The organism is Marinicellulosiphila megalodicopiae, assembly GCF_045862395.1.
Taxonomy (GTDB): Bacteria; Pseudomonadota; Gammaproteobacteria; order Pseudomonadales; family Natronospirillaceae; genus Marinicellulosiphila; species Marinicellulosiphila megalodicopiae.
In genome coordinates this window covers 3,859,939-3,885,025 of record NZ_AP023087.1, presented here as the reverse complement: position 1 = coordinate 3,885,025, position 25,087 = coordinate 3,859,939, and the positions used below count along the sequence as shown (strand labels likewise).

Sequence of the window (25,087 nt, the reverse complement as noted above, 5' to 3'; positions counted from 1 at the left end):
TTTTGAATATTTAATTTTTGGTCGTGACAACGGTTAATGATTTACGTTTTATCATTAGGGTTAAAGTTGGTCTTCAAGACGTTCTACATCTTGTTTTAACTTTTCAAAGAAAGTCAGTTTGACCACTTCGTTGTAAGCGCCATTATAATCTTGAGCGAGGTATGCGTTTTTAAATGCACCGGTTTGATTGGTGATCATGTTTTGCAATTGCTCATTAAATGCATCGATTTTAGCGTCGACATCATTGGCGTGAATGTCTATTTCACTTAAGTCTTCGCGCAGTTGCATTTGCAACATTAAAAAGCCTGCATCTTTGTGCGTGTGCTCTTTAAACTCTAACCCTTTAAGGGATAATAAATAACGATAACGCAACAAAGGCGTTTTTAGAGTTTGGTAACCATCGTTCGTTTTAGCGCTTAATTGTTGCGCTAAGAGTTGTTCTTTACTGGTACCCATTGCGTGTTGATCTGGGTGAACCGCCTTTTGTAAAAAACGAAAACGAGCATTAAGCTCGTTGATATCAATCTCAAAACCTTCGGTTAATTCAAATAACTCAAAGTAGTTGGACGAATTTAAAATATTCTGGCTATTCATTACATTGCCTAAAAAGTAATACTAAGACTAATTAGTGGCTATTTAGATGGCGACTAATTTTGTGCAGAACAAGTCAAAAAATAAAAGCTTACAAAGGTAAGTGATTATTTTTTAACGAAGTCATGCGCAAAATTGGGCGCAAGCAAAATAGTTACGCCCCTAGACGCTAAAGCTTTCGCCACATCCACATTCGCCAGCAACGTTTGGGTTTGAAAATTCAAACCCTTCATTTAGACCTTCTTTTTTAAAGTCTAATTGCGTGCCGTCTAAATAAGACAGGGATTTTTTATCAACAATTACTTGTACGCCATATTGTTGGAATACTTCGTCTTCGTCGTTTGTGGAATCCACAAATTCAAGTACGTAAGCCATACCCGAACAGCCTGATGTTTTTACACCAAGACGAATACCAATGCCTTTGCCGCGCGAGCTTATTTGCTTTTGAATATGTTGCGCAGCAGGTTCAGTTACTGTGACAGCCATAAAACTACCTTACTTGTTGCTTTGCTTTGTACGGTAGTCAGCAATTGCAGCAGCAATCGCATCTTCTGCCAATACAGAGCAGTGAATTTTAACTGGCGGTAATGCTAATTCTTCAGAAATTGCAGAGTTTTTAATAGTTGCTGCTTCATCAACTGACTTGCCTTTCATCCACTCAGTTACTAACGAGCTTGATGCAATGGCAGAACCACAACCGTAAGTTTTGAATTTAGCATCTTGAATGATGCCGTCATCGCCAACTTGAATTTGCAAACGCATCACGTCACCACATGCTGGTGCGCCGACCATGCCAGTACCAACATTTTCGTCAGTGTCGTCTAATTTACCAACGTTGCGTGGGTTTTCGTAATGATCGATTACTTTTTCGCTATAAGCCATTTTTATTCTCCTGCGGTGTGGTTGCACACCATTTTTTATTCGGGGTTAGAAATCGCTTTTACATAAAAACGATTTTCAAAAATTAAAAACTGATTAGTGGGCAGCCCATTTTACTTTGCTAAGGTCTACGCCATCTTTGAACATGTCCCATAAAGGAGACAGGTCACGTAATTTTGTAATAGCCACTTCAATTTGCTTAACCGCGTAATCCACATCTTCTTCGGTTGTGTAACGACCAAAACCAAAACGTAATGAACTGTGCGCTAGTTCGTCAGACAAACCTAAAGCGCGTAATACATAAGACGGCTCTAATGAAGCAGAAGTACAAGCAGAGCCAGAAGAAACCGCTAGGTCTTTTAAAGCCATTAATAATGATTCGCCTTCAACAAAGTTGAAACTCACATTTAAGTTACCCGGTACACGGTTAGTTGGGCTGCCGTTAATGAACGTTTGTTCGATGTGCGAAACACCATTCCAAAAACGATCACGAAGTGCTTTTAATTTAACTTGTTCAGCAGGTATTTCCGCTTTTGCGATTTTAGCCGCTTCGCCCATACCCACAATTTGGTGAGTCGCTAACGTACCAGAACGCATACCACGCTCATGGCCGCCACCGTGAATCAACGCTTCTAAACGAACACGTGGCTTACGGTTAACAAATAATGCACCGATGCCTTTAGGTCCGTACATTTTATGTGCTGATAAAGACAATAAATCAATGTTCATCGCTTTAGCGTCTACGTCGATTTTACCTGCAGATTGCGCAGCATCGACATGGAAGATGATCTTTTTGCTACGGCAGAATTCACCGATTGAAGCCACATCATTGATGGTGCCGATTTCGTTGTTTACATGCATGATCGATACAACGATGGTATCTTCACGAACCGCTTCTTTAACGCTTTCAACTGTTGTGATGCCGTCAGAGTTAGGGTTTAAATACGTTACTTCATAACCTTCACGCTCTAATTGGCGGCACGTATCTAATACGGCTTTATGCTCAATTGCGCTTGTAATGATGTGTTTACCTTTTTTGCTATAAAAATGCGCTGCACCTTTAATCGCTAGGTTGTTTGATTCAGTTGCACCTGATGTCCAAACGATTTCACGAGGATCGGCGCCAATTAGGTCAGCAACATCGCGTCGAGCATTTTCAACTGCTTCTTCTGCTTGCCATCCAAAAAAGTGAGAACGAGAAGCGGGGTTACCAAAGTTGCCTTCAAAAGTTAGGCAGTCGATCATTTTCTTGGCAACGCGCTCATCTACTGGGGTAGTAGCTGAATAGTCAAAATAAATAGGCAGTTTCATGTATTGCTCCACATTAAATACGTTCACTCACGGGGATCGCGTCAGCGGCTTTTAATACTCGCTGATCTTGCTTAGCCGAAAGTGATAAAATTTCTGGTCGTTTAATTAAATCTTCAACAGTAATTGCTAGTAAATACTGATTGATTTGCTCGCTTAAATCGTTCCAAAGCTCGTGAGTTAGGCACATTTCGCCATTGTCACATCCGCCTTTACCTTCACATTTAGTGACTTGTATCGACTCATTGACCGAATCAACGATGTCTACAACGGATATTTCATGTTTAGCACGAGCTAGGCGATAACCGCCACCTGGGCCTCTAGTAGAGTCCACCAGTTTTGAGCGGCGCATTTTAGCAAATAATTGTTCAAGATAGGAAAGAGAAATGCCTTGGCGCACAGAAATATCAGCCAGCGTCGTAGGACCATGCGTTTCATGCAAGGCTAAATCTAAAATCGCAGTGACCGCATAACGGCCTTTGGTAGTAAGCTTCATATTGGCTCAAGGAATCAGGTCTTAATTTAAGTGAATTTTGGAGTACCCGACTAAATTAGTCAAGTACTCTTTAAGTTTAATCCCTTCATCCCTGAAGAAATTAAAAGCCAAGACAATATTCTGGCGAAAGGAAACCTTTCTTGAATATAGCCTTGGCGAATTGCACATCCATGTGCTGTTAAGTTTAATCCCTTCATCCCTGAAGAAATTAAAAGCCAAGACAATATTCTGGCAAAAGGGGGCCTTTCTTGAATATTGCCTTGGCGAATGACACATCCATGTGTTCATTATTAGTTTTATGTGACCTTGGTATTGATATTACAAGCGATAACCCTGTAGGTTCGGGATTTATTCCGAAAAAACAAACAAAACAGGAGGTTCTCTCGGAACGAATGCGTGCTCCTGCGCAATTCTAATAAGTCACATCCTTGTGACGATGAATCCCGAGCCTACGATGTTTACATTTACAAATAGTACTAACCAATCCAATCCCAAAAAAAATGCTATTTTGGATTTGCTGAAATCTTCTATAAACTAACTCCATACAAACCAATTTACCCAAGGCAAATATGAAAGCGTTTATTTTTAGAGTAGAAGTGGAGGTGATTCCAATGAGTGGTACGCAATTACCTGATGATGCAGCAGGTGCGTTTGTGAATTGTTATATTGGTGCAGACAATATTCGTGAGGCAATTGATTTAGTGGAAGCGCAATTGCTAGAGGACTGTTATAAACCCTTTCAAACCTATGCTGCTTTTAGTTTAGATTTGGATGAAGTGGATTATGACACGCTCGAAGACGGCTTGCCCGATAACGAAGATTTATTGAAGTTACAATCCACTGGCGCAATTTGGTATGGTCCGTTTAATACTTATTTACCTGAAATGGACGATGTACACTAATCGTTAGTTTTTCTTGGTTTTTGATTCATACTTTAAAATGATTTTTAAAAAATTGTTTAAAAGCTATAACCCAATACCAAAGATGCATTGGCACTAGTAGTAGGAACAAAAACATGACCATCATCAACTGGAATATTCGCCGCACCATGGTAGGCTTTTAATTCGGCGGCGATTCTAAATTGTTTTATTTTCCATTGTTTGGCGATACTTGCTTGTATTGCGTAGCCGCCCCAATGATATCCATCTTTCCAAATTGTCGGAAAGACTCCATTGCCTCGTTCAAAATTTGTGCGATCGGTTTGACCGTCCTGGTCATCGTCAAAATGAATATCAGGATGCGTATATATCGTACCAATGCCGAGTCTAAACATGGCGTGTTTGATTTCAGTGTGTTCGAATACTTTGTTGATTAAAAATAGATTGTACCCATCGGTTATTTCAAACTTGGTTAATTTTGAATTGATGGATTGAATGTCATCAATATATAGTTTGTGATGAATGTGCTCTAACTCCCAATAGTTTTTAAGACCTATATTTTCTTTGCCAATTCGAATTGTGTACAAAATAGGTGCTTGAAATCCGTGAGATGAGAATTGGACATCTTTTAGTAAAATATCATCATGGTTTACTTGATAAATGTTAATGTCTTGTTTTTTGTTCACGGCATTTCCAATACCAAAATCTACGTACCAGCCATTTTGTGCTAATACTTGATGACTAAATGTAATGCTTATAAAAATTATCAAATTTTTCATTTTTTTCATTTTTTTCATTTTTTAAAATTCCCAAAAAATCCCTATTTTTTGTAAAAAACCATGACCTAGTTCATATTGATTTTTATAATGAAAACCTTTGCCAATTGATCCGGCTTCAATATAACCGCCCAGTTTCCCCCAGCGAGTTAAAGCTAAGTCGTGTTTGATGCCAAATAATGTAAATAGTTGCAAATCAGATTGAGAGGCTTGTGAATGTAGAATGTTAAAATACTGGCCCATTCCGGTTCGAATATAAGATTGGGTATTTGAGTGATTAAAATTAGATATATAGCCATAACTCAATCCAATAAATTGATAGCTTTTCCAGCTTTGTTGTTTTAACGATGAGTCATAAATCGTGTCGTAGTCAATGGATATCAAATGATTAAATAATTGATAGTCTAATCTTATTCCATTGGATTCATCACCAGCGTAACTGGATATAGATGTTTGAATTGCAAAATTGTAATTACTCTTTTTTGGTTCAAATGAAAATGAATAAAAAGTAAGTAATGTTAATATCATCAACAATAAAATACGCATAAAAACCTAAAATATAAAACGATATATGAAATTATCTCATGTTTGTCCTTTTTTTATAACAATTCAATTTTTGAAATATTGCATATTATATGTTTTGATAAATATACAAAGGTTTTATTACATGTCTATAATCATTTACTAATTCAAAGAGGTGTGAACAATGGCTAATTTCCTATTTGCTTATCACGGTGGAAAAGACCCAGACGGACCTGAAGAGTTTGCGTCCATGATGCAAGCTTGGGAGCAATGGTTGACTCAATATGACAAAAATATCGTGGATGCTGGTAATCCAGTGGGGCCGAATATTACTGTGTTAAGCGATGGTTCGGTTACTAAAGATGGGGGGAGTAATCCAATTTCTGGCTATGGTATTTTTAAAGCAGACTCTTTTGATGAGGCGACAATTATTGCAAAACAATGCCCTGTATTATTAGCAGGTGGCAGTGTAGAGGTTGGGCAAATATTTGATGTGTCGCAATTAAGCTAAAAACTTAAGAACAATATTATTTGTAAAAAAAGCGTGATTTTAAGGTGAATAAAGTATGAAGAAGCTTAAAAATGAAAAAGAACTCGTAAAAAAAGCCATTGAAGCAGGTACAAAATATGGTGAAGCGCGTGGTGTCGTTGAGTTTGAACCTACGGATTCTGCTACTGAAAAAATTGAATATATCTATCGGTTGTTAGTGCATGACAAAGTAATCCAACCTTTGCCTCAAGATCAAATATCACAATTATCTATGAAACATCGCCTTGCAATATGGGCTTCAAAATTGGAATAACTCAAAACAATCGTGTAGATATTGATCAGGAAATTAAATAATTTTATGTTTTTAATTCAAAATTTTACGCTAGATTGAATTAATCTAAATTAATTCCAAAGACAAGGATGTCGAAAGTAGCTCAATCCTCTATAATTACAAAATACATACGCCTATTTTTAGAAATTTTTCCGAATAAGAATCCCTTCATGAGTATTTTGTTAGAATATAAATTATTAACTTCCTTTGCGTTTATTATTTTTGCATTTTTGTCTAAACATTATTTAATTGTTTTGATTCGATATCGTGCAAAAAAGAAACAAAAAGAACATCGTTCGTTAACCAATGCAATCAAAAATATTTCAAACTTAGCCGTATTAATATTGCTGTTTTATTTGTGGTCGCCAGAGCTGCAAGACTTTGCAATATCTATTGCTGCATTTATGGTGGCCATTGTATTAGCCACACGAGAATTTATTCAATGTTTTATCGGTTTTTTATATATCACTAGTACTAATCCATTTAGGGTTGGGGACTGGGTGCAAACAAAAGATCATTGTGGTGAAGTGATTTCAACAGACTGGGCAAAATTGACAATGCTTGAGGTGGATATTGCAACTTATAGCTATACGGGTAAAACCTTATTTATTCCTAATAATCAATTAATTACATCGCCGATTAAAAATTTAAACTTTCTAAAGCGCTATGTCAGTCATAGCTTTACCATAACTATGAACAGCGATTATCAACCCTATAAATACAAAGCAAAATTATTAAAGGTTGCAAAAAAATATTGTAAAGATTTTCAAACAGTAGCTGAGCGTTATAATGCAATTATTGAGCGAAGTTTGGATGTGACAATTCCTGGTCCTGAACCAGAAATTTCAATTACCACGACACAAATGGGTAGAATTAATACAACGTTCGTGATTTTTTGCCCTACTGAAAAATCATTTGAAATCGAAGAAAAGTTAACGGAGTATTTTTTTAATTTAGTTGAAGCCAGTAAACAACCAATTAATCCTGATGAATAGCACAATGATAAGTGGCATAACTGTCCAGAGGTTGAACAGAATTGGTAGGATTTAAAGCTGATTTAAATTGAAAAGATGAGGGAGATGCATTTCGAAGTGGAAAATAAAGCGATGATAAATGTGTTGAATTTGATGGGCTAATCGACTTATTAGAATTTAGTTTAAAGTTTGAATAGGTGGGCATTCACGTAAATTTAAAAGGCGTTTTATTTTTAAATTCATAATTTTCATGTATTAAAATGAAAAACCTTAATTGAAAAAGTGGGCACTTTTTGTAAGTGCCCGCTTTTATTTTTATAATTTAAAAATTAAATTATGCTTCAATGTTGTCTTCGATGAATTGAGACAATACTTTTAAAGTCACTACACCTACTTTAGTAGCAACTGGTTGACCATCTTTAAAAATCATCAGTGTCGGGATACCACGAACACCAAATTTCGCTGTAGATTCAGCACAATCATCCGCATCTACTTTAACGATGTTTAGGCGGCCTTCAAACACTTCAGCAGCTTCTTCAACGATTGGAGATAACATTTTGCATGGACCACACCATTGTGCGTGGAAATCAACTAATGTGTAACCTGATTCGATTTGTTTTTCAAATTCTGCATTATCTGTGATATTTAACATAATTAGTTCTCTTCTTGTTTTGAAAATGTGAACACTGAAGTCAGTGCTTTTTAACTGAAGCGAATCATACCCCTCTTAAACTTTCAAAATAGTGCACAGTTCACATTATATTGTCCCATTTATGGAATAATGAATCCTATAATATTCAATATATGAAGCAATAAGGGCTTTTAATGAAATTAGATGATATCGAGTTATTTGTTGTAACCGCGCAAGCGCAATCTCTTACAATTGCGTCACAGAAATTAAAAATACCTAAATCGACATTAAGTAGAAGGTTGGCGCAATTAGAAAAAGAGCTTGGAGTTGTGTTGCTGAATCGAACCACGAGAAAAGTATTACTTACAGCCGATGGCAGCGAATTACTTAGGCGCTCAAAGGGGTTGATTTATCAATTAGCGGTGTTGCAGGATGATTTTGCCAATAAAGGCAGTTTAGTGTCTGGAACGCTTTCATTACAGATTCCAATGGACTTTTTTGATCATCGTTTAATGGAAGTGATGAATGAATTTATGTTGCAAAATAGTAAGATTAAATTACAGGTCAAACAATACTCGGGAAATTATCCAACAACATTAGACGGGTTTGATTTAACCTTTGTGCATCATTCTGGCGCATTACCAGATTCAAATTTTATAGCTCGAGGCTTAATGAGTGTCTCACAATCTGTATATGGTGCATCTAGACGATATCGATTTAATAATGATTTGGATTTAACTACTTGCTTAACTTTATATAACGAGCCTCATTGGTATTTTGGTCATGGACCTAATTCAAGAAAAGTGGCTGTGGGAGGGAATGTTCAATTACCCAGTCATGCAATGTTGTTAGAGGCATGTTTAATGGGGATGGGGCCTGCAAAATTAGTAGACAACCAAGTTGAGTCTTATGTAAGAAGTGGGGCGTTAATTAAATTAAAAACCATGCAACCACTTGAGGCTTTGACTTATTCGATTTTATATCAAGGTCAGTATTTACCCAAAAGGGCAGAGGCTTTTATTGAACATTTCCAATCAGAAATTGGCCGATTAAGTAGTTTTTTACCTATTTAATTCGTTTGGTTTTGATCTTCATCTTCATCTTGAACCTCATCTTTACCTTCATCAAAGATATCAAGTTGTGTAATTTCAATAGTCTGCGTTGAGGTTTTTTTCTTGATTAGTTCAAAGCGTCTTTTTCGCATGACACAGGCGCGAGTGATTTGTTTTTTAGTGAAGTCATCTAAATCTTTCCAATGTTGTCGTTCTTCTCTTGTACGAAAACAGCCTATACATAAGCCTTTTTCACCATTTATGCAGATGTTTTTACAAGGGTTTTCGATGTGGAAAAATTCAATTTGTTTCATCTTGTTTCATTAAAATCCATATAATTTATTTAGTTGCGTGAGTAATGAATGTTGCATTTTTTGATTTTGAAATAATCGCTTTTCAAACGTCTCAAGCTTGTTTAATGCACAGGTTAGTACCTTTTCTCCTTCTGGAGTGATGCTTAATGTGTCTGAAGTTTGGTTGGTTTTATTTTCAGGCTGATTTTTTATTGAATCTGCAATCCATTTTTTGACTAATAAATACTGAATGGAAGCATAGTCGTTATCGCCTAAGTTCATATTCTTGTTTTTAATATTTAATAGCAATAAAACCTGTTTATAATTTAAATCTAAAGGAGCTAATTGTTTTTCTATGCTTTGCTCAAATTTTTGGATTGTTTCTAATAAATTATTAAAACTATTATTTGAATTTAATTCATCTACGCTTTTTTTGACAAAATCATAACGATAATAGTCTTCATCAACGATGTTGTTATCGATTTGAGTAATATCTAAATCAATGGGTCTTGCCGCATTTTTATTGGATTGGCGAACTCGGCCTAATTGTTTTTCAATGTCTAGTAATTTTAATTTTAAAGCGTGTTTGTCTAAATCTGTTTGAAATAAAAATGCTGTATTAATATAGTCTGGTTGTGTGGTGTCGCCTTGGGCTTTTGTACGTAACAGTGAGGCGATGTGTGCATGTGAATCAATTAATTGTATCTGCTTAAACGCTAAATCTACGTTTTGTTCGGCGTTGATGTTTGAGCCTACAGATACAATATAACGAGTCATTAACGTTCTCTTGATGCAGTAATGGATACATTTTTAGCGTAGCGCAGTGCGCCGGGTTTTGCGATTTTTACTGTGGCTTTTTCAATACTTGCTTCTTGCATGATGATGTCTAAAAGTACGCCTAACAATCGCTCAATGGTGTTGAAGCTTGAATTGGCAACAGTACTTAAAATTTCTTTATTGATCGTGCGGTAATTGACGCAGTCTTCAATGTCATCACTTAACATTGCTTTGGATATATCCGTTTCGATCCAGTAATCAATTAAGAGCTTTTGTTTATTTTCTCTCTCTTCTTGTTTGATACCTAAAATGGTATAAATTTCTAATTTTTCAACATATATGGTGGACATGATAAATGACTCCCTCCGTCTAAATGGATTATTTGACCGGTCATGGATGAATTTTTTTGTAAGTATTCAATTGTATTTGTGAATTGATCTAAAGCAATGGGGGTGTGCATTAAGTTCATATCACTTTTTTTAATGCTTTCACTTGCTTGGTTTGGCGGCAACACATAACCAGGAGCAATACCATTGACGCGTATATGGGGCGCAAGTTCTATTGCAGATAATTCAGTTAACGTTTCTAGGGCTTTTTTACTGATAAAGTACGCGGCTTTAGATGTATATCGATGAGATAAATTGGCATCTAATATATTAATCACTTGAGCAGCTTTGTTTTGTTTGGCAATGGATTGGGTTAATAACCATGGGGCAGTTAAGTGAACACTTAAGTTATTTTGAATTAAATCCAACGAGCTTGTTTGTATTGAGCCAACTTCAAACATGGAAGCATTATTTATTAATAAATCGATATAATCAATTTGTTTTAATAAAGTCTCAATTGACTCGGTGATTTTATGACATTTAGATAAATCTTGTTGCCATAAAACTGTTTTGATGGAGTAGGTGGATTCTAGTTTTTTTTGTAATGCTAAAGCTGGCTGGGAGGATTGGTTGAAATGTAAAACCAAATTTTTGCCTCGAGCGGCTAAATATTCATTTATGTACGCGCCTACACGCATACAGCCTCCAGTGACTAATGCCCAGCCAGACTCATTCATGATTTAAGTAAATGTAAAAATTCGGCGCGGGTATCTTTATCTGTTCTAAACGAGCCAAGCATACAAGAAGTTTTCATTTCGGAATTTTGTTTTTGAACGCCACGCATTCTCATGCATAGATGCGATGCTTCAACAATTACGCCCACACCTTTTGCGCCAGTAACATCCATAATTGCTTGGGCAATTTGTTGCGTAAGGTTTTCTTGAATTTGTAAACGCCGTGCAAACATATCAACAATACGGGCAAGTTTTGATAGTCCCAATACTTTTCCGTTAGGCAAGTAGCCTATGTGGCAACGGCCAGTAAATGGCAGCATATGATGTTCGCAAAGTGAATATAATTCGATGTTATCAAGTACAACAATTGAGTCGCAATCAGAAGTAAACAAGGCGCCGTTAATAACAGTGTCTAGATCTTGATTATAACCACGAGTTAAAAACTCCATTGCTTTTGCGGCGCGTTTTGGTGTGTCTAGTAATCCTTCGCGGGTCGGGTCTTCGCCTAACTGGGTAAGGATTTGAGTGAACTCTTTTTGCATATTAACCTGCACTGATCAAAATAACTCATCATACGTTATTTTAAAGGCGCATTCAAAATCAAAAGTGTCGTTTAATGCGATTAAGAATAGATTGGCGCGCCGCGATAATAACGTACAGGCTTTTTGGCAGCGTCATCTGAAAGTAACCCTTGATCTGATTTTGGTTCAATGCTTATCTGACCACGATATACTCGCATTGTGGATTGCGGTGCCATAATTTCAGTTGACACCAGTAAGTCATTCCAGTTTTCCCCGGCTAGACTAAATAGTTCTTTGATTAAGGCTTGTACGATTATTTGTGGGTTATCGTGATAATGATTGGCTAAAATTTGGAATAAATCGGGGTTGGCGAGTTTGACTTCCGGTTTCAAATCACTTGGCATCCACTTGCGAATTTGCATCACCAACTCAATCATAGATTTTGAATACTGCATAGTTTCAATACTTTTTTGTGAATTGGATCACCTTTTTATTACAGTCAGGTGAATAATGCAAATTTAATTCATCCTATTTATGTATTAAGTTTATTGTAAGGTAACAATCTATATATACTTGGACAAAGTTAAAGGCGCTATGCTTATTAATATAAAATAAACAATCATAATTTTAACAATTATAGAAAATGCACTAACTATAAATGGACAAGCTATAAATGCACCAATTTTAAAAGTTAAATATGGTTTTATTTATGTAGTGTCGTAAAGCGTATGATTTAAATTTCGTTAAATATAGGTATGTCAGTATGAAACAGTTATTCAGATCCATTTTTTCTTTTATTTTAACACCGCTGGAGGCTGGAAATGAGCCTTTTGCATACAAACCTTCGCATAGAAAAATTTTAATCGCTATGGGGTTAATGTTTACTGGTCTTGGTGTGAGTGTCCTATTTTTGATGCCTAAAGATGAGTTTGGTTATTTTTTACCTGTCCTTATATTTGGAGGTGGGGGAATATTGAGTTGTGTTATAGGTTTGGTAGGCACAGACCGATCTGTTGCAAAAATTTGGGGAACCAAACCCTAGCAATTCGGTTTTATAAAAAATATATGGTTATAGTAAGAATTTTGATTATTCTACTTTAAATTTACCTAATTTTTGAGTTAATACATGGGATAACTGTTTAAGTTGTTTGGCGGAATCGGTAGATTCAATTGCGGCATGTTCAGTTTGTTCTGCAAGTTCTGCTACATGTTTAATGTTGCCACTCACTTCATTAGATACAAGGGACTGCTCTTCTGCGGCTGTTGCAATTAAATGGCTGATGTTTCGTATGCCATCCATAATACCTTTAAATTCACTAATAGTGTCGTTTGCTTCTTGAGCTAAATCTAAACTTTTGTTAATTCGTAGGTTGCTTTCTTTCATCATTTGCACAGCTTGTTTAGAGCCGTTGATCATTTTGCCTGTCATGGCTTGAATTTCGGCTGTGGATTGTTGAGTGCGGTTTGCAAGGGATCGAACTTCATCGGCCACAACGGCAAACCCCCTACCTTGTTCGCCAGCTCTAGCTGCTTCTATTGCTGCATTTAATGCAAGTAAATTAGTTTGCTCAGCAATAGAGCCAATTGTTTGTAAAATACCTTCGATTTGATGCACACCAGAATCAAGTTCAACAATGGTTTCTTGAGTTTGAGAAAAATGATCACTGACGGATTGAATTGACGCTTGGTTGTTACTTACTTTTTGTGTTCCTTGAATGGCATATTCATCGGCATGTTCAACTTGTTCATGAGTTTGTTCTGCATATTTAGCCACTTCGGCCGAAGTAGTGTTCATATCCGATAATGCGCTAGATACACTTTCTAATTGCTCTTTTTGAGTGACAACATGTTCGCGTGTTTGTTTTGAAAGTGTTCGGCTGTTTTGTACGGAATGTTCAACTTGTTCAAATGTATGTTGAATATCACCTATGAGTTCTTTTAAGGATTGTGATACCGTTGCAATATAGCGCTCTAAATCCCCCATTTCATCATTTTTAGGGTTTTTTAATTTACTTGTTAAATCCCCTTGGGCTAAATTTCCTAAAATTTCTTTAAGTTGGCGTAAACTTTTCTTGAAAGTAAGGGTGATGATCGTTGAAATTAAAATCGCAATCATTAGCCCAATTAAACTGATTACAATCATTACCAATCTAGATTGCTCAAACTGTTGCTTAACCGATTGTTCAATTTGTTTAGATTGTTTTTTACTGGATTGAACTAACAATGAAATTGACCCAGAAATCAATTGGACGGAATTATTATAATCTATTAAATGCTGTTCGATTTCCTCATTTAATGTAATGCCTCTGACTTTTTGTTGGGTTAAACCCGGAGCAAAATTGGCATCTTGCGGACCGCCTAAACCACGGACCTTTTCGAGTACTTTTTCAGTAATTGCAAATACTTCTTTAACAAATTGATCGGTTTGTTCGTTGTTTTCTTTGTTTTTTAATTTTATAGCTACTGGAATAATATCACTCATCCATGTAATTAATTTCCCTCCTGATATATCTTGAATGTCTCGTTTGTTGTTGGATGATTTTATTTGTTCAACGTATAACAAGCCACTAATAACAATGGATTTTACTTCAAATAAAATGACTTCAGTTTCGCGCCAGTTTTCCAAATCAAACAATAATTCATCAAACATAGGCTCAAACAAATTAGTAAAAGATTCAAGCTCCGCTGTAATTTCTTGAGTTAATAGTTCAACTTCAAGATTATTGGAGCGCGCGATTACAATATTATTTGCAATGGTTTGGAGTGATTCTAATTGAGTGAAAATATTCTCAATGTTTTCTAAATTTTGTGGTTGATTCAAGCTTTTGGATTTAAGTGATTCTATATCAATTAATATTTGTTCTGAGGTTGCATTTCGTAATTCGTTAAACTTTTGCATGTCTTCGAGATTTTTTGCTGCAGCAATTAAGCGCATTTGTGTTTCAAGTACTAAGAAATTTTGCGAAAGGCGCTGTGAATCTTCAGCATATGGTGTTGTGACATTGGCCAGTTGATTAAATTGATTTTCAACTTTTTGACTGTTAAACATAGACAGTGCTGTTATTAACAATAACAATGCTGTCACGATGATGAATCCTACCGCAATCCTGGCAATTATCCCAAATCTTAATGGCAGCTTCAATTTTTTGATTGGCTGGTTGGATGACTTATTCATAAATTCGCCTGTTAGTTATACAATTAGTGTAGATAACGATATTCATGATGCAAGCTTTTAGGCAATAAAAGGAGAAGTACAAGTTATGCAAGATGTAAAAGACTTAGAATTAATATTACGCACGCAAATTCCAATCATTTTTGTGGATACGTTTGAGGAAACTCGAGCTTTACAATTAGTGACACAAATGGCCATCAAGCATGAAAAAGGCCTGTATACATGGACCGCGACAGACGGACTAGTACACGGCAGTATTGATCATCCGCAAATTAATCCTGAGCACTTAGAACCAGAAGAAGCGTTAAACCATATTCGCTTTATTAAAACCCCGTGCATCTTTGCGTTATGTGATTTGCAGTATTATTTGAATGAACCTAAAAATATCCGCTATCTAAAAGATATGGCATTAAGTTATGAGCGTACGCAGTCAACCGTGATTATTATTGGTCATAACGTAGTTGCGCCAGAGGCTTTAAAGCGATATAGCGCAAACTTTAGGTTGTCACTGCCAGATGAAAGCGGTCTTAAATCCATCGTGCTTGAAGAAGCTGACAAGTGGATGCAACGCAACAATGGAAGGCGAGTACGTACCGACCAAGACACATTAGGCAAGTTTGTGCGTAACTTGAAAGGCTTAACCCAAGTAGATGCAAGGCGCGTCATTATCAACGCCATAGACGACGGAATGATTAACGATGACGACATGCCAAGCGCAACAGAAGCTAAGTTTGAGTTGATGAACCTTGATGGTATTTTAAATTTTGAACACTCCAAAACCAATATGGAAGAGATTGGCGGATTAGATAACCTTAAAAACTGGGTGAATCAACGTCGTGAATATTTCTTAAAACCCAACGAAGCCAAAATGGATGTACCCAAAGGGTTGCTACTTTTAGGAGTACAAGGTGGTGGTAAATCACTGGCAGCCAAAGCCGTGTCCCATTGTTTGGGGGTGCCACTATTGCGCTTAGATATGGGGGCTATTTTTAATAAATTTCAAGGTGAAACCGAGCGTAATATCCGTGAGACGCTTCAACTTGCTGACCAAACTTCGCCCTGTGTGTTGTGGTTAGATGAAATCGAAAAAGGACTGTCACAATCTTTTCACGAAGACGCGACCGCCAAGCGTGTATTAGGCACATTATTAACCTGGATGGCAGAGCGCACCAGTCAAGTATTTATGGTGGCCACCAGTAACGATATTTCAAAACTTCCGCCTGAGTTGTTACGAAAAGGTCGTTTTGATGAAATATTCTTTGTGGATTTACCCGATGTATCAGCACGTCAAACCATCATCGAAATTCATTTGAAAAAACGTGGGTTCGATTTAGAAGATTTTGATGCGCGATATATTGCTGACAACAGTGAAGGCTTCAGTGGTGCAGAATTAGAGCAAGCGATTGTGAGCGCCATTTACCATTCGCGTTCGTTAGATTCTTTATTAAAAGACGAACACATTGTGCATTCTATTGTATCGACCATGCCATTAAGTGTGACCATGAAAGAGCAAATAGAACAGTTAAGACAATGGGCAAATGAGCGTGCGGTGTTGGCGTAATTAAAGTGTTTTTTTAAACCGCTACTTTTCATGCGTGTGCGATACGATAAAAATAGGTAAATGGATTACCCATAAAAACTTAAAGTTACAAAACATGACATTGGTAATGTTTTGTAACTTTCTAATAAAAATATAAAATCCAAAATAAAAAGTCCCCCGTAGAATTTATCACTTGAGCAGACACCTGCTTATAAAAATAAATATTACCTAAGGGCAAAAAAATGAAATCTAAATCAATTTTACAAACGAGCTTATTATTATCTACTTCGCTATTAGTGGTGGCATGTAACGATTCAGACGACTCAGATTCAAAAACAACCGAAAATGATGCAATTGAAATGGTAGCGGGTAAAGCGCATCTTCGAGTGTTACATGCAAGCAGTGATGCACCAGAAGTGAATGTTTGGGTTAATGGTGAAGTTGCTTTACCTTCAGTAGATTACACAGAGGGCTCATCTCTTTTAGCATTAGATCAAGCGACTTATGATTTAGCCGTCGAAGGTATTATTCCTAGTGGTAATGCAGTTGTCATTGATGCACCTGGTCAAAAATTAATGGCCGATACTATTTATGAAGTGGTTGCCGCAGGTGATGTAGCTGGTATTGAGCCGATCATTGTTTCAAGACCTGCCATGTTTGATGAAACTAAATCTCGAGTGACTGTATTGCATGCAGCAGATGACGCGCCAAAAGTGGATGTGCATGTTACTGCTCCTAATGCCGTATTATCTGCAGATACCGTATTAACCAGTTTTGAATTTAAAGACACAGCGGGTCCTTTGGAAGTGGATTCAGGTGATTACCACATTAGAATTACACTTGCAGGTAATCCTCAAGAAGTGATTTATGACAGTGGTGTGGTGCCTTTAAGTGCAGGATCCGATTATTTTATTGCTGCGATTGAAAACGAAACCATTACTAATTCAGGTGCCAATAAATCTCCTGTTGTATTGGCTGTGAGTGCCGATGATGCTGCAGCAGCATTAATATACTCAACAAATGACGGGGCTGAATTAAGAGTGATCCATAATGTGGGTGACGCACCTGAAGTAGATGTTGTTGCTAACGATAATTTCTCTTCTCCTTTGGTGAGTAACTTGGCATTTAAAGATGTAGCCGGATATTTAAATGTACCCGCTGATGATTACAATGTGAAAGTAGCGGTTGCTGGTACGCAAACGAGTGTAATCGATGCAGATTTAACCTTAGATAATAGTGGTGTATATTCTGTTTACGCAATGGGCGACTTAGAAACAATTGCCCCATTAGTTCTACTGGATAATCCTCGTGCAATCGCAACCAATGCCCAAGTTAGAGTGATTCACGGATCAACGCTAGCAGGAAATGTTGATGTATATGTCACTGCAGTGGATGCTGTGCTAACGGGTATCAACCCAGCAATTTCAGATTTTGAATTTAAAGATGATAGCGGGTATATTTCTTTAAGCGCAGGATTATACGATGTCACTATTACACAAGCAGGATCAAAAACAGCAGCGCTAGGACCAGTTGAAATATCAATTGAAAATAGTGGTATTTATAATTACTTAGCAAGAGATAACGAAAACCTAGATGGTGTTGGTATTATTGCATTCTAATTTTTAATCCAATTTAATCAAATAAAAAACCGCATTTAATGGCGGTTTTTTTATTTTAGGGAAATAAAATATTTGATTAAAGATAAATGTTCAAAGTCAGTTAGCGACTTTTTATTCAACCGGTTTGTGAAAATTTAGAATGGGTTTATTTTAAATTAAACAACAATCTTCCCGAAGAAAAAATAAATATAAATGATGACGTATATTTAATAGTTTTATATATTTACTTGAATATATAATCCATGGACTATATATTGGTTGAAATTAAAACTTATCATACCTATGACTACTCAAACCGCCATATTACTATTACAAACCGCAGGTCGATTACAGCATAATATTGCATTAAATCTAGCTCCTCTAGAGTTAACCGCTCAACAACTTAAAGTGCTGCATATAGTGTTTGAGTCTGAAAATCAACAATCCACCGTTAATGAAATTAAAGCGAATATGCTGGACCCCAATTCAAACGTTTCTCGATTATTAAATAAATTGTTAGATAAACAATGGATTAAAAAAATTAAAGATCAAGATGATCAGCGCATTGTGTATGTGAAAATTACAGCGTCAGGCAAAAAAATAATGTGCCAAGGTAAAGAAAAAATGGATGAATCCATGGCGTGTATGAAAACCTTGACAGATGCCGAATTAAAAAAGCTATCAACAATACTTAGTAAAATTGAGTGTTAATTTAAAAAGGTGTTCTTATGAATATTATGATTCTTGGTGCAGGAATAGCGGGTTTAAGTTCGGCTCTTTTTTTAAAAAGAGCAGGGTTTGATGTCACCGTTTATGAACGTGAGTCCAGTATTAATACAATGGGAGCAGGTATTGTATGTTGGCCAAATGCTACATTTGTTTTAAAACAACTTGATTTAGAAAGCCAGTTAATAAAATATGGAAACCCAGTAAAAGAAATGACACGCCTAACCAGTGATAATGAATGCCTAGGTAGTATTAATATTTCAACAATAAACGAGACACTTAATGACATTAGTTATTCAATATTAAGAAAAGATTTAGTGAATAGCTTATATCAAACTGCATTGGATGCTTCAGTGACATTCAAGTTTAATCACCAAGTCGAAAATATCCAAACAGAAAACAATAAAGCAATGGTTCGATTTTCAAATGATCAGTATAAAACGGCAGATATCATTTTAGGTGCCGATGGACGAATGCATTCACAAGCAAGATTATACGTAAGCGGAAATAACCAACCTAAATATCAAGGGTTTAGTAATTGGGTGGGTATTTGTGAATCTGAGGATTTATTGTTTGATGAAAAAACCATACAAGATTTTTGGGGCGTCGGTTCGCGTTTTGGTTTAGTACCCATTTCCAATAAAACGTGTTACTGGGCTATGGGGTTAAAGGAAAATACTCAAACAAATAAAGATATGAATCAACAACAATTATTGAAACTAAGTGAAAATTTTCCAGATAAAATAAAACAAATAATTAAAAATACAAACCAGAAAACCATCAAAAAAATATTTGTACACGATCATGACACCATTAAACTATGGCATAAAAATAATCTATTGTTAATTGGTGATAGCGCTCATGCTCCATTACCTACTTCAGGTCAAGGAGCGTGTCAGGCATTGGTGGATGCTTGGTTGTTTTCAACGCTAATAAAAGAATCCACACTTAATAAGGTAGGGAATAATAAGGTAGGGGCTGTGTTTGAAACATTCACTCAGCGTAGAATTGTTCAAACCCATTCAATTATGCAATCGGGTCGATTCTTAGCATCGTCCATTTTTAATGATGATCAAAATTACTGCAAACAACGAAATGCACAGGCTAAACAATCCGATTACAATCAAATGGCACAAGCAATGTCTCAAGCTTGGAAGATTTAATCTGTCACTTAAAAATAGGGTATTACATTTTTTCACAGTTCAATAATAAACCTTACTACTTTAATGACTTTGTCCATAAAAGTTGAGCTAAACTTAATTTTGAATTACTGGAATTCGTGAGAGTTGTTAATGAAGCTACTAATAGTTATTGTTGGTTTAATGCCGTTATTAAGTCTGGCTCAGTATAAAGTTGCAATAGATGAAAACTATGTAAAGGAAACAGGGGTAGCCATCATTGATGATTTAACCGAAGCCTATCGCCGATTAGGAATAGATGCTGTATTTGAAGTGATTCCAGGTGAGCGAGCGGTTCAAAAAAGTATAAAAGGAGATTATCAAGCACTTGATGCTAGGTTTTTAAATCCCGATGTGTTTTTTAATTTAATACCTGTGCAAGAATCGATATATTTGTCACATCATATAAATGCATACAGCTTAAAAGATTTGGGTAATATTACAAAGTATCAAGATCTTGAAAATTACGTGGTGGCATTTCCAAGAGGCGTGCAAATTAAGAAAAAAATTACCAATATCGTTCCAAATTTACAAACCTTTGAATCCCCTAGCTTCGAGATATTAGTTAAAGCATTGAAATCAGGTAGAGCAGACATTATTGTAATGAGTGGAGAAATTTTAAACGTATTTATTTCAAAAGAATTAACCAAAGATTTTATAAAATTAAATAATGAACCCCTTGATGTGATTACCACTCACCATCATTTACATGAATCATACAGTTATTTAGAACCTGAGCTTTCAAAAATATTTAGAGAGATGAAAGCAGAAGGGTATTTTCAGTTAGTGCCAAAATAAATTGATTGAATAAATATGCACTTTCATTTTAATGAATGAGAAAGTGCATTTTAAATAGAAAGTTAATTTTTAAATAAAAAGTGCAATTTTAAATATTTAGACTGGTAAAAATATTTCTGTTTTAACAGGGGTATCAATACTGGTAACACGTTTGGCTTGTATATTTAAAGTTTGTAATAAAAGATGAAACGCTTCAATTGGGTCAACTAATTCTTTACTGTTTTGCTCAAACCCTTCAATGACTTGTTCTTGCTGCTCAGTAAGATCTCCGGCTAAATCATAAATAGCACTAACAATGTGGTGCGTCTTCATGGTGTTGTTGATAAATACCAAATCGTCTCTTATTTTTTCCCATTGGCTAACACTGATTTTTGAATGGTTCGCCAGTTTTTTACGCGCTCGATTTATATTGACATCTACGCAATGGTTTTCACCCATTTCAATTAACTCATCAATTAATTCATCCGTCACTTCAATGCCAATTGATGACAATGTTTGCTGGGTTTTATTGTTTCTGATTTGCGCTTCTTGCCAACACCATTCAGACATATCTTCATAACATTCCATAAAGAATTCTTTTGGATCTTGAATTTTTTGATATTTTAATCCTTCAGGGCATTCAGCGTTGATGGATTTTAATAGTTCAATAATACAGTTCGATTCTTTGAACGCTATTTTATGATTCTCTGGTCTGTTTGAAAATGATGCATGTGGATTAGATGTTAAACACACACTGCCTTCTTTTAATTTACAGCCGACTTCGTACATAAATGTGACATTTTCAGGATCTAAATCTGCACAGGCTTCATATATGGCACCGACAGCCTGATTTTTAAAATCCCAAAGCGATATTCTGATGACACCCATACCTGTATAAGCTGCAAAATAGCCTAAATGACTAGCGCCCACTTTTTTCAATTCTGATTCATTGTAATTAAGCTGTTCAACTTCTTTCCATTGATCAGAATTGATCGACTCAAGTTCTAAATCCATCATGGGTAAAACAGAAGTCGCCAAATAAATATCTGAATCTTTTTGTTTTTTGATAAATCGATATAGTTTCCATGCGTAATAAGCAACAACTAAAATGATAAGTAAAAATACGATTCCTAAAATTTGTAAAAACATGATCTTTAATCCGTGTAGTGTAATCATTGAGTAGAGTGAATTGTGCATGTATTTAACGTAATTTTTATCCTTAACGCGCTAAACTATTTATATTTTGACTCTCGTTTCTAGGGTTACGCCATCAATGCGAGAAGGAATATACCTGAAATTTCTATTCTTATAAACTCAAATTACTTTTAGTAATGCACTGCATCAACTTCTTTCATTGGATGTTTATCCACATAACCCCCATGCTATTGTTTTTTGCAGGAGTAGATCTCATGGGTATTTGGATCGTTTTTACAATAATGGCAGTGGTGATGCAGGCAGTAAGAACCGCTGCGCAAAAAAATATGTCAAATCACTTATCACCATTAACTGTAACGTTTGTGCGTTATGGATTTGGGTTACCCGTCGGTTTGATTTATTTGGGTGGCTTGTTTTATTTCTTAGAAGTCCCTTGGGTACAAATATCAAAAGGCATAGAGCACTCTCGATTTTGGGTGTTTGTGGTAGTAGCCAGTATTTGCCAAATATTAGCAACGGCGTTTGTGATTAAGTTATTTTCGTACCGCAATTTTTCAGTGGCCATCGCCTTTTCTAAAACAGAAGCGATGATGGCAGGTATTTTTGCGACAGTGTTTTTTCATGATTATTTATCGATGTATGGGTGGATTGCTGTTGTTGTGGGGGTGATTGGTATTGTGTTGTTATCAAAAATTGATATCAAACAATTATCTACGATGCCAAAGGCGGCGTTGTTTTATGGTGTGGGTTCTGGGGTTTTATTTGCTTGGACCAGTTTAAGTTTAAGAGAAGCCAGTTTGGTTTTAGAGTTACCATTAATATTTAGTGCATCAATGACATTGGTTTTTATGTTGATTTTACAAACGATTATTTGTTTTGTATTAATCAAATGGTTTGAGCCTGATCAAATTTTAAAATTAAAATCACACAAGTCTATTGCATGGTTTGTGGGCATCACCAGTGCATTAGGCTCAATAGGGTGGTTTAGCGCCATGAGTTTACAGCAAGTGGCTATAGTAAAAACTTTAGGTCAGTTAGAAATTGTGTTGATGTTGTTGATTTCAATTTTTTATTTTAAAGAAGTGATTTCTAAACAAGAGTGGTTAGGGATAGGTTTGATTTCAATGAGCGTGGTGTTTATTTTCTTGTAAACAGCCACCCACAAAAAAAGCCAGCAACCGCTGGCTTTTTATATTAGAAATTAGATGAACGATTTTTTTAAAATGTTTAGATCTGTGAAAAAATAGAGCTACTAGACAAACCTTGTTTTTCCATTACATCACGTAGGCGTTTTAATGCTTCTACTTGAATTTGGCGAACACGTTCTCGTGTTAGGCCAATTTCACGACCTACTTCTTCAAGTGTGCTGGTTTCGTAACCACGTAAACCAAATCGGCGCGATAAAACTTCACGTTGTTTTTCGCTCAATTCATCAATCCAGTGGCTGATATTGTCGCGTAAGTCGGAATCTTGCAATACATCAGCTGGGTCACTTACGTGGTCATCTGCAATGGTATCTAATAATGATTTGTCTGAATTTGGACCTAACGGTGTATCAACAGAAGCAACACGTTCGTTTAACCCTAACATGCGTTTCACATCTTCTACGGGTTTTTCTAATAATTCAGCAATTTCTTCAGCAGTGGGTTCGTGATCTAGCTTTTGAGTTAATTCACGAGAAGCGCGCAAATACACATTTAATTCTTTTACGACATGAATCGGCAAACGGATGGTACGAGTTTGGTTCATGATGGCGCGCTCGATTGTTTGACGAATCCACCATGTTGCATAAGTTGAAAATCTGAAGCCACGTTCAGGATCAAATTTCTCAACGGCGCGAATCAAACCTAAATTACCTTCTTCGATTAAATCTAATAGCGTTAAGCCACGATTGACATAACGACGTGCGATTTTAACCACTAAGCGTAAATTACTTTCAATCATACGCTTACGACCTGCTTCGTCACCTTTTAAAGCTAATCGAGCAAAGTAAACTTCTTCTTGAGGAGTTAATAATGGTGAGAAACCAATTTCATTTAGGTAAAGCTGAGTGGCATCCAGATTTTTGCTTAAATGTTCATCCCCTTCACCAATGACATTATCAACTGCATCTTTAAAATTTTCTTCATCTTTAGAATCGTCTGAATCATCAAAAGCATGCTCATTGATTTGAGTGAAGGTTTCTGTGTTTTCGAGTTCCCTAGTTGCAGGCATAGTCTTATTTCCAATTTAACAAAAAGCACGGCTCTTTGCTGGTGTTCATTTACCCCTATGCCGTTTACCTCTTATAATTTGGGTAAATACAACATAGGATCCACTGGCTTACCTAAGCTGCGAATTTCAAAATGCAATATTGAATTTCCGCTGCGGTCATTACCTATTTCGGCAATAACTTCACTTGCTTTAACAATTTGTTTCTCTTTTACGACAATTTTATTTAAATTGCTGTAAGCACTGAGCCATTGATTGTCATGCTGGACGATTAAAAGCTGGCCATAACCCAAAGGGCCAGTGCCTGCAAAAACGACAGTACCCGTCGCAGCAACACGTACAGATTCCCCCTTTATGCTTTGGATATCAATACCTTTATTAATATCACCTTTATCGCTAAATGTTCGCACTATATTACCGACGGCAGGCCAGTTCCATGTGGAAGGCTGATGAATAGTGGGGTTGGATGTAGTGGGTTTTTTGACGGTTTCTTGACTGGGTGGGATTTCTGCTACTGTGTTTTTTGACACGGCGTTAGAATTTTCAGGAGGGGTAATAACAATTTGCTCCAAAGGAGCAGGTACTTCTTCAATGATTGGAGCTACAAAATCTTCGGGTAAATCCACAACGGTAATACTTTTATCAACTTGAGAATCGGAAATAGATTTTGCCGCATCTATGTTCAGTATTTGTCCGGGAAATATGATAAACGGGCTGTTTATATTGTTTGCAGTGGCTAATTTTCGATAATCTAATTCGAATCCATAGGCAATTGAAAAAAGCGTATCGCTTTTTTTAACTCTATATTGATGGTTGTCAACCTTCTCGTGGGCATCTAAATCAATGGGTAAAATCTCAGCAATGGATTCATTGACCTGAGATTGAATTGAAGGCGAGTTCTTGCCGATTTGATTAGCATGTCGATCGATTCCATGCTTGTTTTCATACCAAGCCCGAGCAGTAAATGGATCATCTAAAGAATGATAAGCAGGTAGGTTAATGCAACCTTGTACCAAAATAAACATACCAGAACAAATTACTACACGCAGGGATTGAGTGCGCCAATATTTTGAAGAAATTTTGCTTAGGTTTATATGCATCATGCTTCTCTTTTAATCTAATAATTGCTCTATATTTAAAAAAGGTCTGAA

The 25,087-nt window shown here is 36.2% G+C and carries 30 protein-coding genes; 12 read left to right on the top strand and 18 right to left on the bottom strand.

What is annotated here, in order from left to right; genetic code table 11:
* Positions 1-60 precede the first annotated feature (60 nt).
* The 5 genes from hscB to TYM08_RS16735 all read right to left on the bottom strand — a co-directional run bounded on the left by hscB (position 61) and on the right by TYM08_RS16735 (position 3,274).
* Positions 61-594 (bottom strand): Fe-S protein assembly co-chaperone HscB, encoded by a 534-nt coding sequence (gene hscB / locus TYM08_RS16755; protein WP_422380297.1) that lies wholly within the window; start codon positions 592-594, stop codon positions 61-63.
* 159 nt (positions 595-753) lie between these two features.
* Entirely contained in the window at positions 754-1,077 is a 324-nt protein-coding gene (gene iscA / locus TYM08_RS16750) for an iron-sulfur cluster assembly protein IscA (RefSeq protein ID WP_422380296.1), read from the bottom strand.
* Positions 1,078-1,086: 9 nt separating this feature from the next.
* Positions 1,087-1,473, bottom strand: coding sequence for a Fe-S cluster assembly scaffold IscU (gene iscU, locus TYM08_RS16745; RefSeq protein ID WP_422380295.1), 387 nt, complete (start codon positions 1,471-1,473; stop codon positions 1,087-1,089).
* A 93-nt stretch (positions 1,474-1,566) separates the two neighbouring features.
* Positions 1,567-2,781 carry an IscS subfamily cysteine desulfurase gene (locus TYM08_RS16740; RefSeq protein WP_422380294.1) on the bottom strand — a complete coding sequence of 405 codons (1,215 nt, stop codon included), beginning with the start codon at positions 2,779-2,781 and terminating at the stop codon, positions 1,567-1,569.
* Positions 2,782-2,794: 13 nt separating this feature from the next.
* Positions 2,795-3,274 (bottom strand): Rrf2 family transcriptional regulator, encoded by a 480-nt coding sequence (locus TYM08_RS16735; protein ID WP_422380293.1) that lies wholly within the window; start codon positions 3,272-3,274, stop codon positions 2,795-2,797.
* 569 nt (positions 3,275-3,843) lie between these two features.
* On the opposite strand from TYM08_RS16735, the gene TYM08_RS16730 reads away from it, so the two are divergent.
* Complete coding sequence (locus TYM08_RS16730; RefSeq protein WP_422380292.1) at positions 3,844-4,176, top strand: hypothetical protein; 333 nt, start codon at positions 3,844-3,846, stop codon at positions 4,174-4,176.
* A 56-nt stretch (positions 4,177-4,232) separates the two neighbouring features.
* Here TYM08_RS16730 and TYM08_RS16725 read toward each other — a convergent pair whose 3' ends face one another.
* Both TYM08_RS16725 and TYM08_RS16720 read right to left on the bottom strand, forming a co-directional pair.
* The gene (locus TYM08_RS16725) at positions 4,233-4,931 is read right to left on the bottom strand and encodes a hypothetical protein (RefSeq protein ID WP_422380291.1); all 699 of its coding nucleotides are present in this window, start codon (positions 4,929-4,931) and stop codon (positions 4,233-4,235) included.
* Between the two features lie 21 nt (positions 4,932-4,952).
* A complete protein-coding gene (locus tag TYM08_RS16720) occupies positions 4,953-5,474 on the bottom strand; it encodes a hypothetical protein (RefSeq protein WP_422380290.1) in 522 nt (173 codons plus the stop codon).
* Between the two features lie 160 nt (positions 5,475-5,634).
* On the opposite strand from TYM08_RS16720, the gene TYM08_RS16715 reads away from it, so the two are divergent.
* The 3 genes from TYM08_RS16715 (at position 5,635) to TYM08_RS16705 (ending at position 7,266) form a co-directional block, all read left to right on the top strand.
* Entirely contained in the window at positions 5,635-5,961 is a 327-nt protein-coding gene (locus TYM08_RS16715) for a hypothetical protein (RefSeq protein WP_422380289.1), read from the top strand.
* A 55-nt stretch (positions 5,962-6,016) separates the two neighbouring features.
* Positions 6,017-6,253 (top strand): DUF5062 family protein, encoded by a 237-nt coding sequence (locus TYM08_RS16710; protein ID WP_422380288.1) that lies wholly within the window; start codon positions 6,017-6,019, stop codon positions 6,251-6,253.
* A 188-nt stretch (positions 6,254-6,441) separates the two neighbouring features.
* Entirely contained in the window at positions 6,442-7,266 is an 825-nt protein-coding gene (locus TYM08_RS16705) for a mechanosensitive ion channel family protein (protein ID WP_422380287.1), read from the top strand.
* A gap of 313 nt (positions 7,267-7,579) precedes the next feature.
* Here TYM08_RS16705 and trxA read toward each other — a convergent pair whose 3' ends face one another.
* Complete coding sequence (gene trxA / locus TYM08_RS16700; RefSeq protein WP_422380286.1) at positions 7,580-7,897, bottom strand: thioredoxin; 318 nt, start codon at positions 7,895-7,897, stop codon at positions 7,580-7,582.
* Between the two features lie 173 nt (positions 7,898-8,070).
* On the opposite strand from trxA, the gene TYM08_RS16695 reads away from it, so the two are divergent.
* Complete coding sequence (locus TYM08_RS16695) at positions 8,071-8,949, top strand: LysR family transcriptional regulator (protein WP_422380285.1); 879 nt, start codon at positions 8,071-8,073, stop codon at positions 8,947-8,949.
* Here TYM08_RS16695 and TYM08_RS16690 read toward each other — a convergent pair.
* From TYM08_RS16690 to TYM08_RS16665, 6 genes are all read right to left on the bottom strand, one after another.
* Positions 8,946-9,242, bottom strand: coding sequence for a DUF1289 domain-containing protein (locus TYM08_RS16690; RefSeq protein WP_422380284.1), 297 nt, complete (start codon positions 9,240-9,242; stop codon positions 8,946-8,948). The two genes, TYM08_RS16695 and TYM08_RS16690, sit on opposite strands and share 4 nt — an antisense overlap.
* Before the next feature lie 9 nt (positions 9,243-9,251).
* Positions 9,252-9,998, bottom strand: a complete 747-nt coding sequence (folK, locus tag TYM08_RS16685) for a 2-amino-4-hydroxy-6-hydroxymethyldihydropteridine diphosphokinase (RefSeq protein WP_422380283.1) — start codon at positions 9,996-9,998, stop codon at positions 9,252-9,254.
* Positions 9,998-10,348, bottom strand: a complete 351-nt coding sequence (gene folB, locus TYM08_RS16680) for a dihydroneopterin aldolase (protein ID WP_422380282.1) — start codon at positions 10,346-10,348, stop codon at positions 9,998-10,000. Before folB ends, folK begins: the two co-directional genes overlap by 1 nt.
* Positions 10,321-11,061: an SDR family NAD(P)-dependent oxidoreductase gene (locus TYM08_RS16675; RefSeq protein WP_422380281.1), complete on the bottom strand. Its 741-nt coding sequence runs from the start codon at positions 11,059-11,061 to the stop codon at positions 10,321-10,323. The genes folB and TYM08_RS16675 overlap by 28 nt, the downstream gene beginning before the upstream one ends.
* The gene (gene folE, locus TYM08_RS16670) at positions 11,058-11,600 is read right to left on the bottom strand and encodes a GTP cyclohydrolase I FolE (protein ID WP_422380280.1); all 543 of its coding nucleotides are present in this window, start codon (positions 11,598-11,600) and stop codon (positions 11,058-11,060) included. Before folE ends, TYM08_RS16675 begins: the two co-directional genes overlap by 4 nt.
* Positions 11,601-11,680: 80 nt before the next feature.
* The gene (locus tag TYM08_RS16665; protein ID WP_422380279.1) at positions 11,681-12,034 is read right to left on the bottom strand and encodes a hypothetical protein; all 354 of its coding nucleotides are present in this window, start codon (positions 12,032-12,034) and stop codon (positions 11,681-11,683) included.
* Between the two features lie 308 nt (positions 12,035-12,342).
* Here TYM08_RS16665 and TYM08_RS16660 point away from each other — a divergent pair, with 308 nt between their 5' ends.
* Positions 12,343-12,621, top strand: a complete 279-nt coding sequence (locus TYM08_RS16660) for a hypothetical protein (protein ID WP_422380278.1) — start codon at positions 12,343-12,345, stop codon at positions 12,619-12,621.
* A gap of 45 nt (positions 12,622-12,666) precedes the next feature.
* Here TYM08_RS16660 and TYM08_RS16655 read toward each other — a convergent pair whose 3' ends face one another.
* Positions 12,667-14,754, bottom strand: coding sequence for a methyl-accepting chemotaxis protein (locus TYM08_RS16655; protein ID WP_422380277.1), 2,088 nt, complete (start codon positions 14,752-14,754; stop codon positions 12,667-12,669).
* A gap of 85 nt (positions 14,755-14,839) precedes the next feature.
* Between TYM08_RS16655 and TYM08_RS16650 the strand changes: the two genes are divergently transcribed.
* The 5 genes from TYM08_RS16650 to TYM08_RS16630 all read left to right on the top strand — a co-directional run bounded on the left by TYM08_RS16650 (position 14,840) and on the right by TYM08_RS16630 (position 20,591).
* Positions 14,840-16,312: an AAA family ATPase gene (locus TYM08_RS16650; RefSeq protein ID WP_422380276.1), complete on the top strand. Its 1,473-nt coding sequence runs from the start codon at positions 14,840-14,842 to the stop codon at positions 16,310-16,312.
* Positions 16,313-16,533: 221 nt separating this feature from the next.
* On the top strand, positions 16,534-17,910 hold the full coding sequence (locus TYM08_RS16645) for a DUF4397 domain-containing protein (RefSeq protein ID WP_422380275.1): 1,377 nt from the start codon (positions 16,534-16,536) through the stop codon (positions 17,908-17,910).
* 258 nt (positions 17,911-18,168) lie between these two features.
* The gene (locus tag TYM08_RS16640) at positions 18,169-18,600 is read left to right on the top strand and encodes a MarR family winged helix-turn-helix transcriptional regulator (protein ID WP_422380274.1); all 432 of its coding nucleotides are present in this window, start codon (positions 18,169-18,171) and stop codon (positions 18,598-18,600) included.
* A gap of 17 nt (positions 18,601-18,617) precedes the next feature.
* A complete protein-coding gene (locus tag TYM08_RS16635; protein WP_422380273.1) occupies positions 18,618-19,778 on the top strand; it encodes an FAD-dependent oxidoreductase in 1,161 nt (386 codons plus the stop codon).
* 129 nt (positions 19,779-19,907) lie between these two features.
* Complete coding sequence (locus tag TYM08_RS16630; RefSeq protein WP_422380272.1) at positions 19,908-20,591, top strand: substrate-binding periplasmic protein; 684 nt, start codon at positions 19,908-19,910, stop codon at positions 20,589-20,591.
* Between the two features lie 96 nt (positions 20,592-20,687).
* Here the strand turns inward: TYM08_RS16630 and TYM08_RS16625 are convergent, their stop codons facing one another.
* The gene (locus tag TYM08_RS16625) at positions 20,688-21,719 is read right to left on the bottom strand and encodes a hypothetical protein (RefSeq protein ID WP_422380271.1); all 1,032 of its coding nucleotides are present in this window, start codon (positions 21,717-21,719) and stop codon (positions 20,688-20,690) included.
* Positions 21,720-21,979: 260 nt separating this feature from the next.
* Between TYM08_RS16625 and TYM08_RS16620 the strand changes: the two genes are divergently transcribed.
* Positions 21,980-22,876, top strand: coding sequence for an EamA family transporter (locus TYM08_RS16620; RefSeq protein WP_422380270.1), 897 nt, complete (start codon positions 21,980-21,982; stop codon positions 22,874-22,876).
* Positions 22,877-22,952: 76 nt separating this feature from the next.
* Here TYM08_RS16620 and rpoS read toward each other — a convergent pair whose 3' ends face one another.
* Together rpoS and TYM08_RS16610 are read right to left on the bottom strand one after the other, a co-directional pair.
* Complete coding sequence (gene rpoS, locus TYM08_RS16615; protein ID WP_422380269.1) at positions 22,953-23,939, bottom strand: RNA polymerase sigma factor RpoS; 987 nt, start codon at positions 23,937-23,939, stop codon at positions 22,953-22,955.
* A 71-nt stretch (positions 23,940-24,010) separates the two neighbouring features.
* Positions 24,011-25,039, bottom strand: coding sequence for a peptidoglycan DD-metalloendopeptidase family protein (locus TYM08_RS16610; protein WP_422380268.1), 1,029 nt, complete (start codon positions 25,037-25,039; stop codon positions 24,011-24,013).
* Between the last annotated feature and the right edge of the window lie 48 nt (positions 25,040-25,087).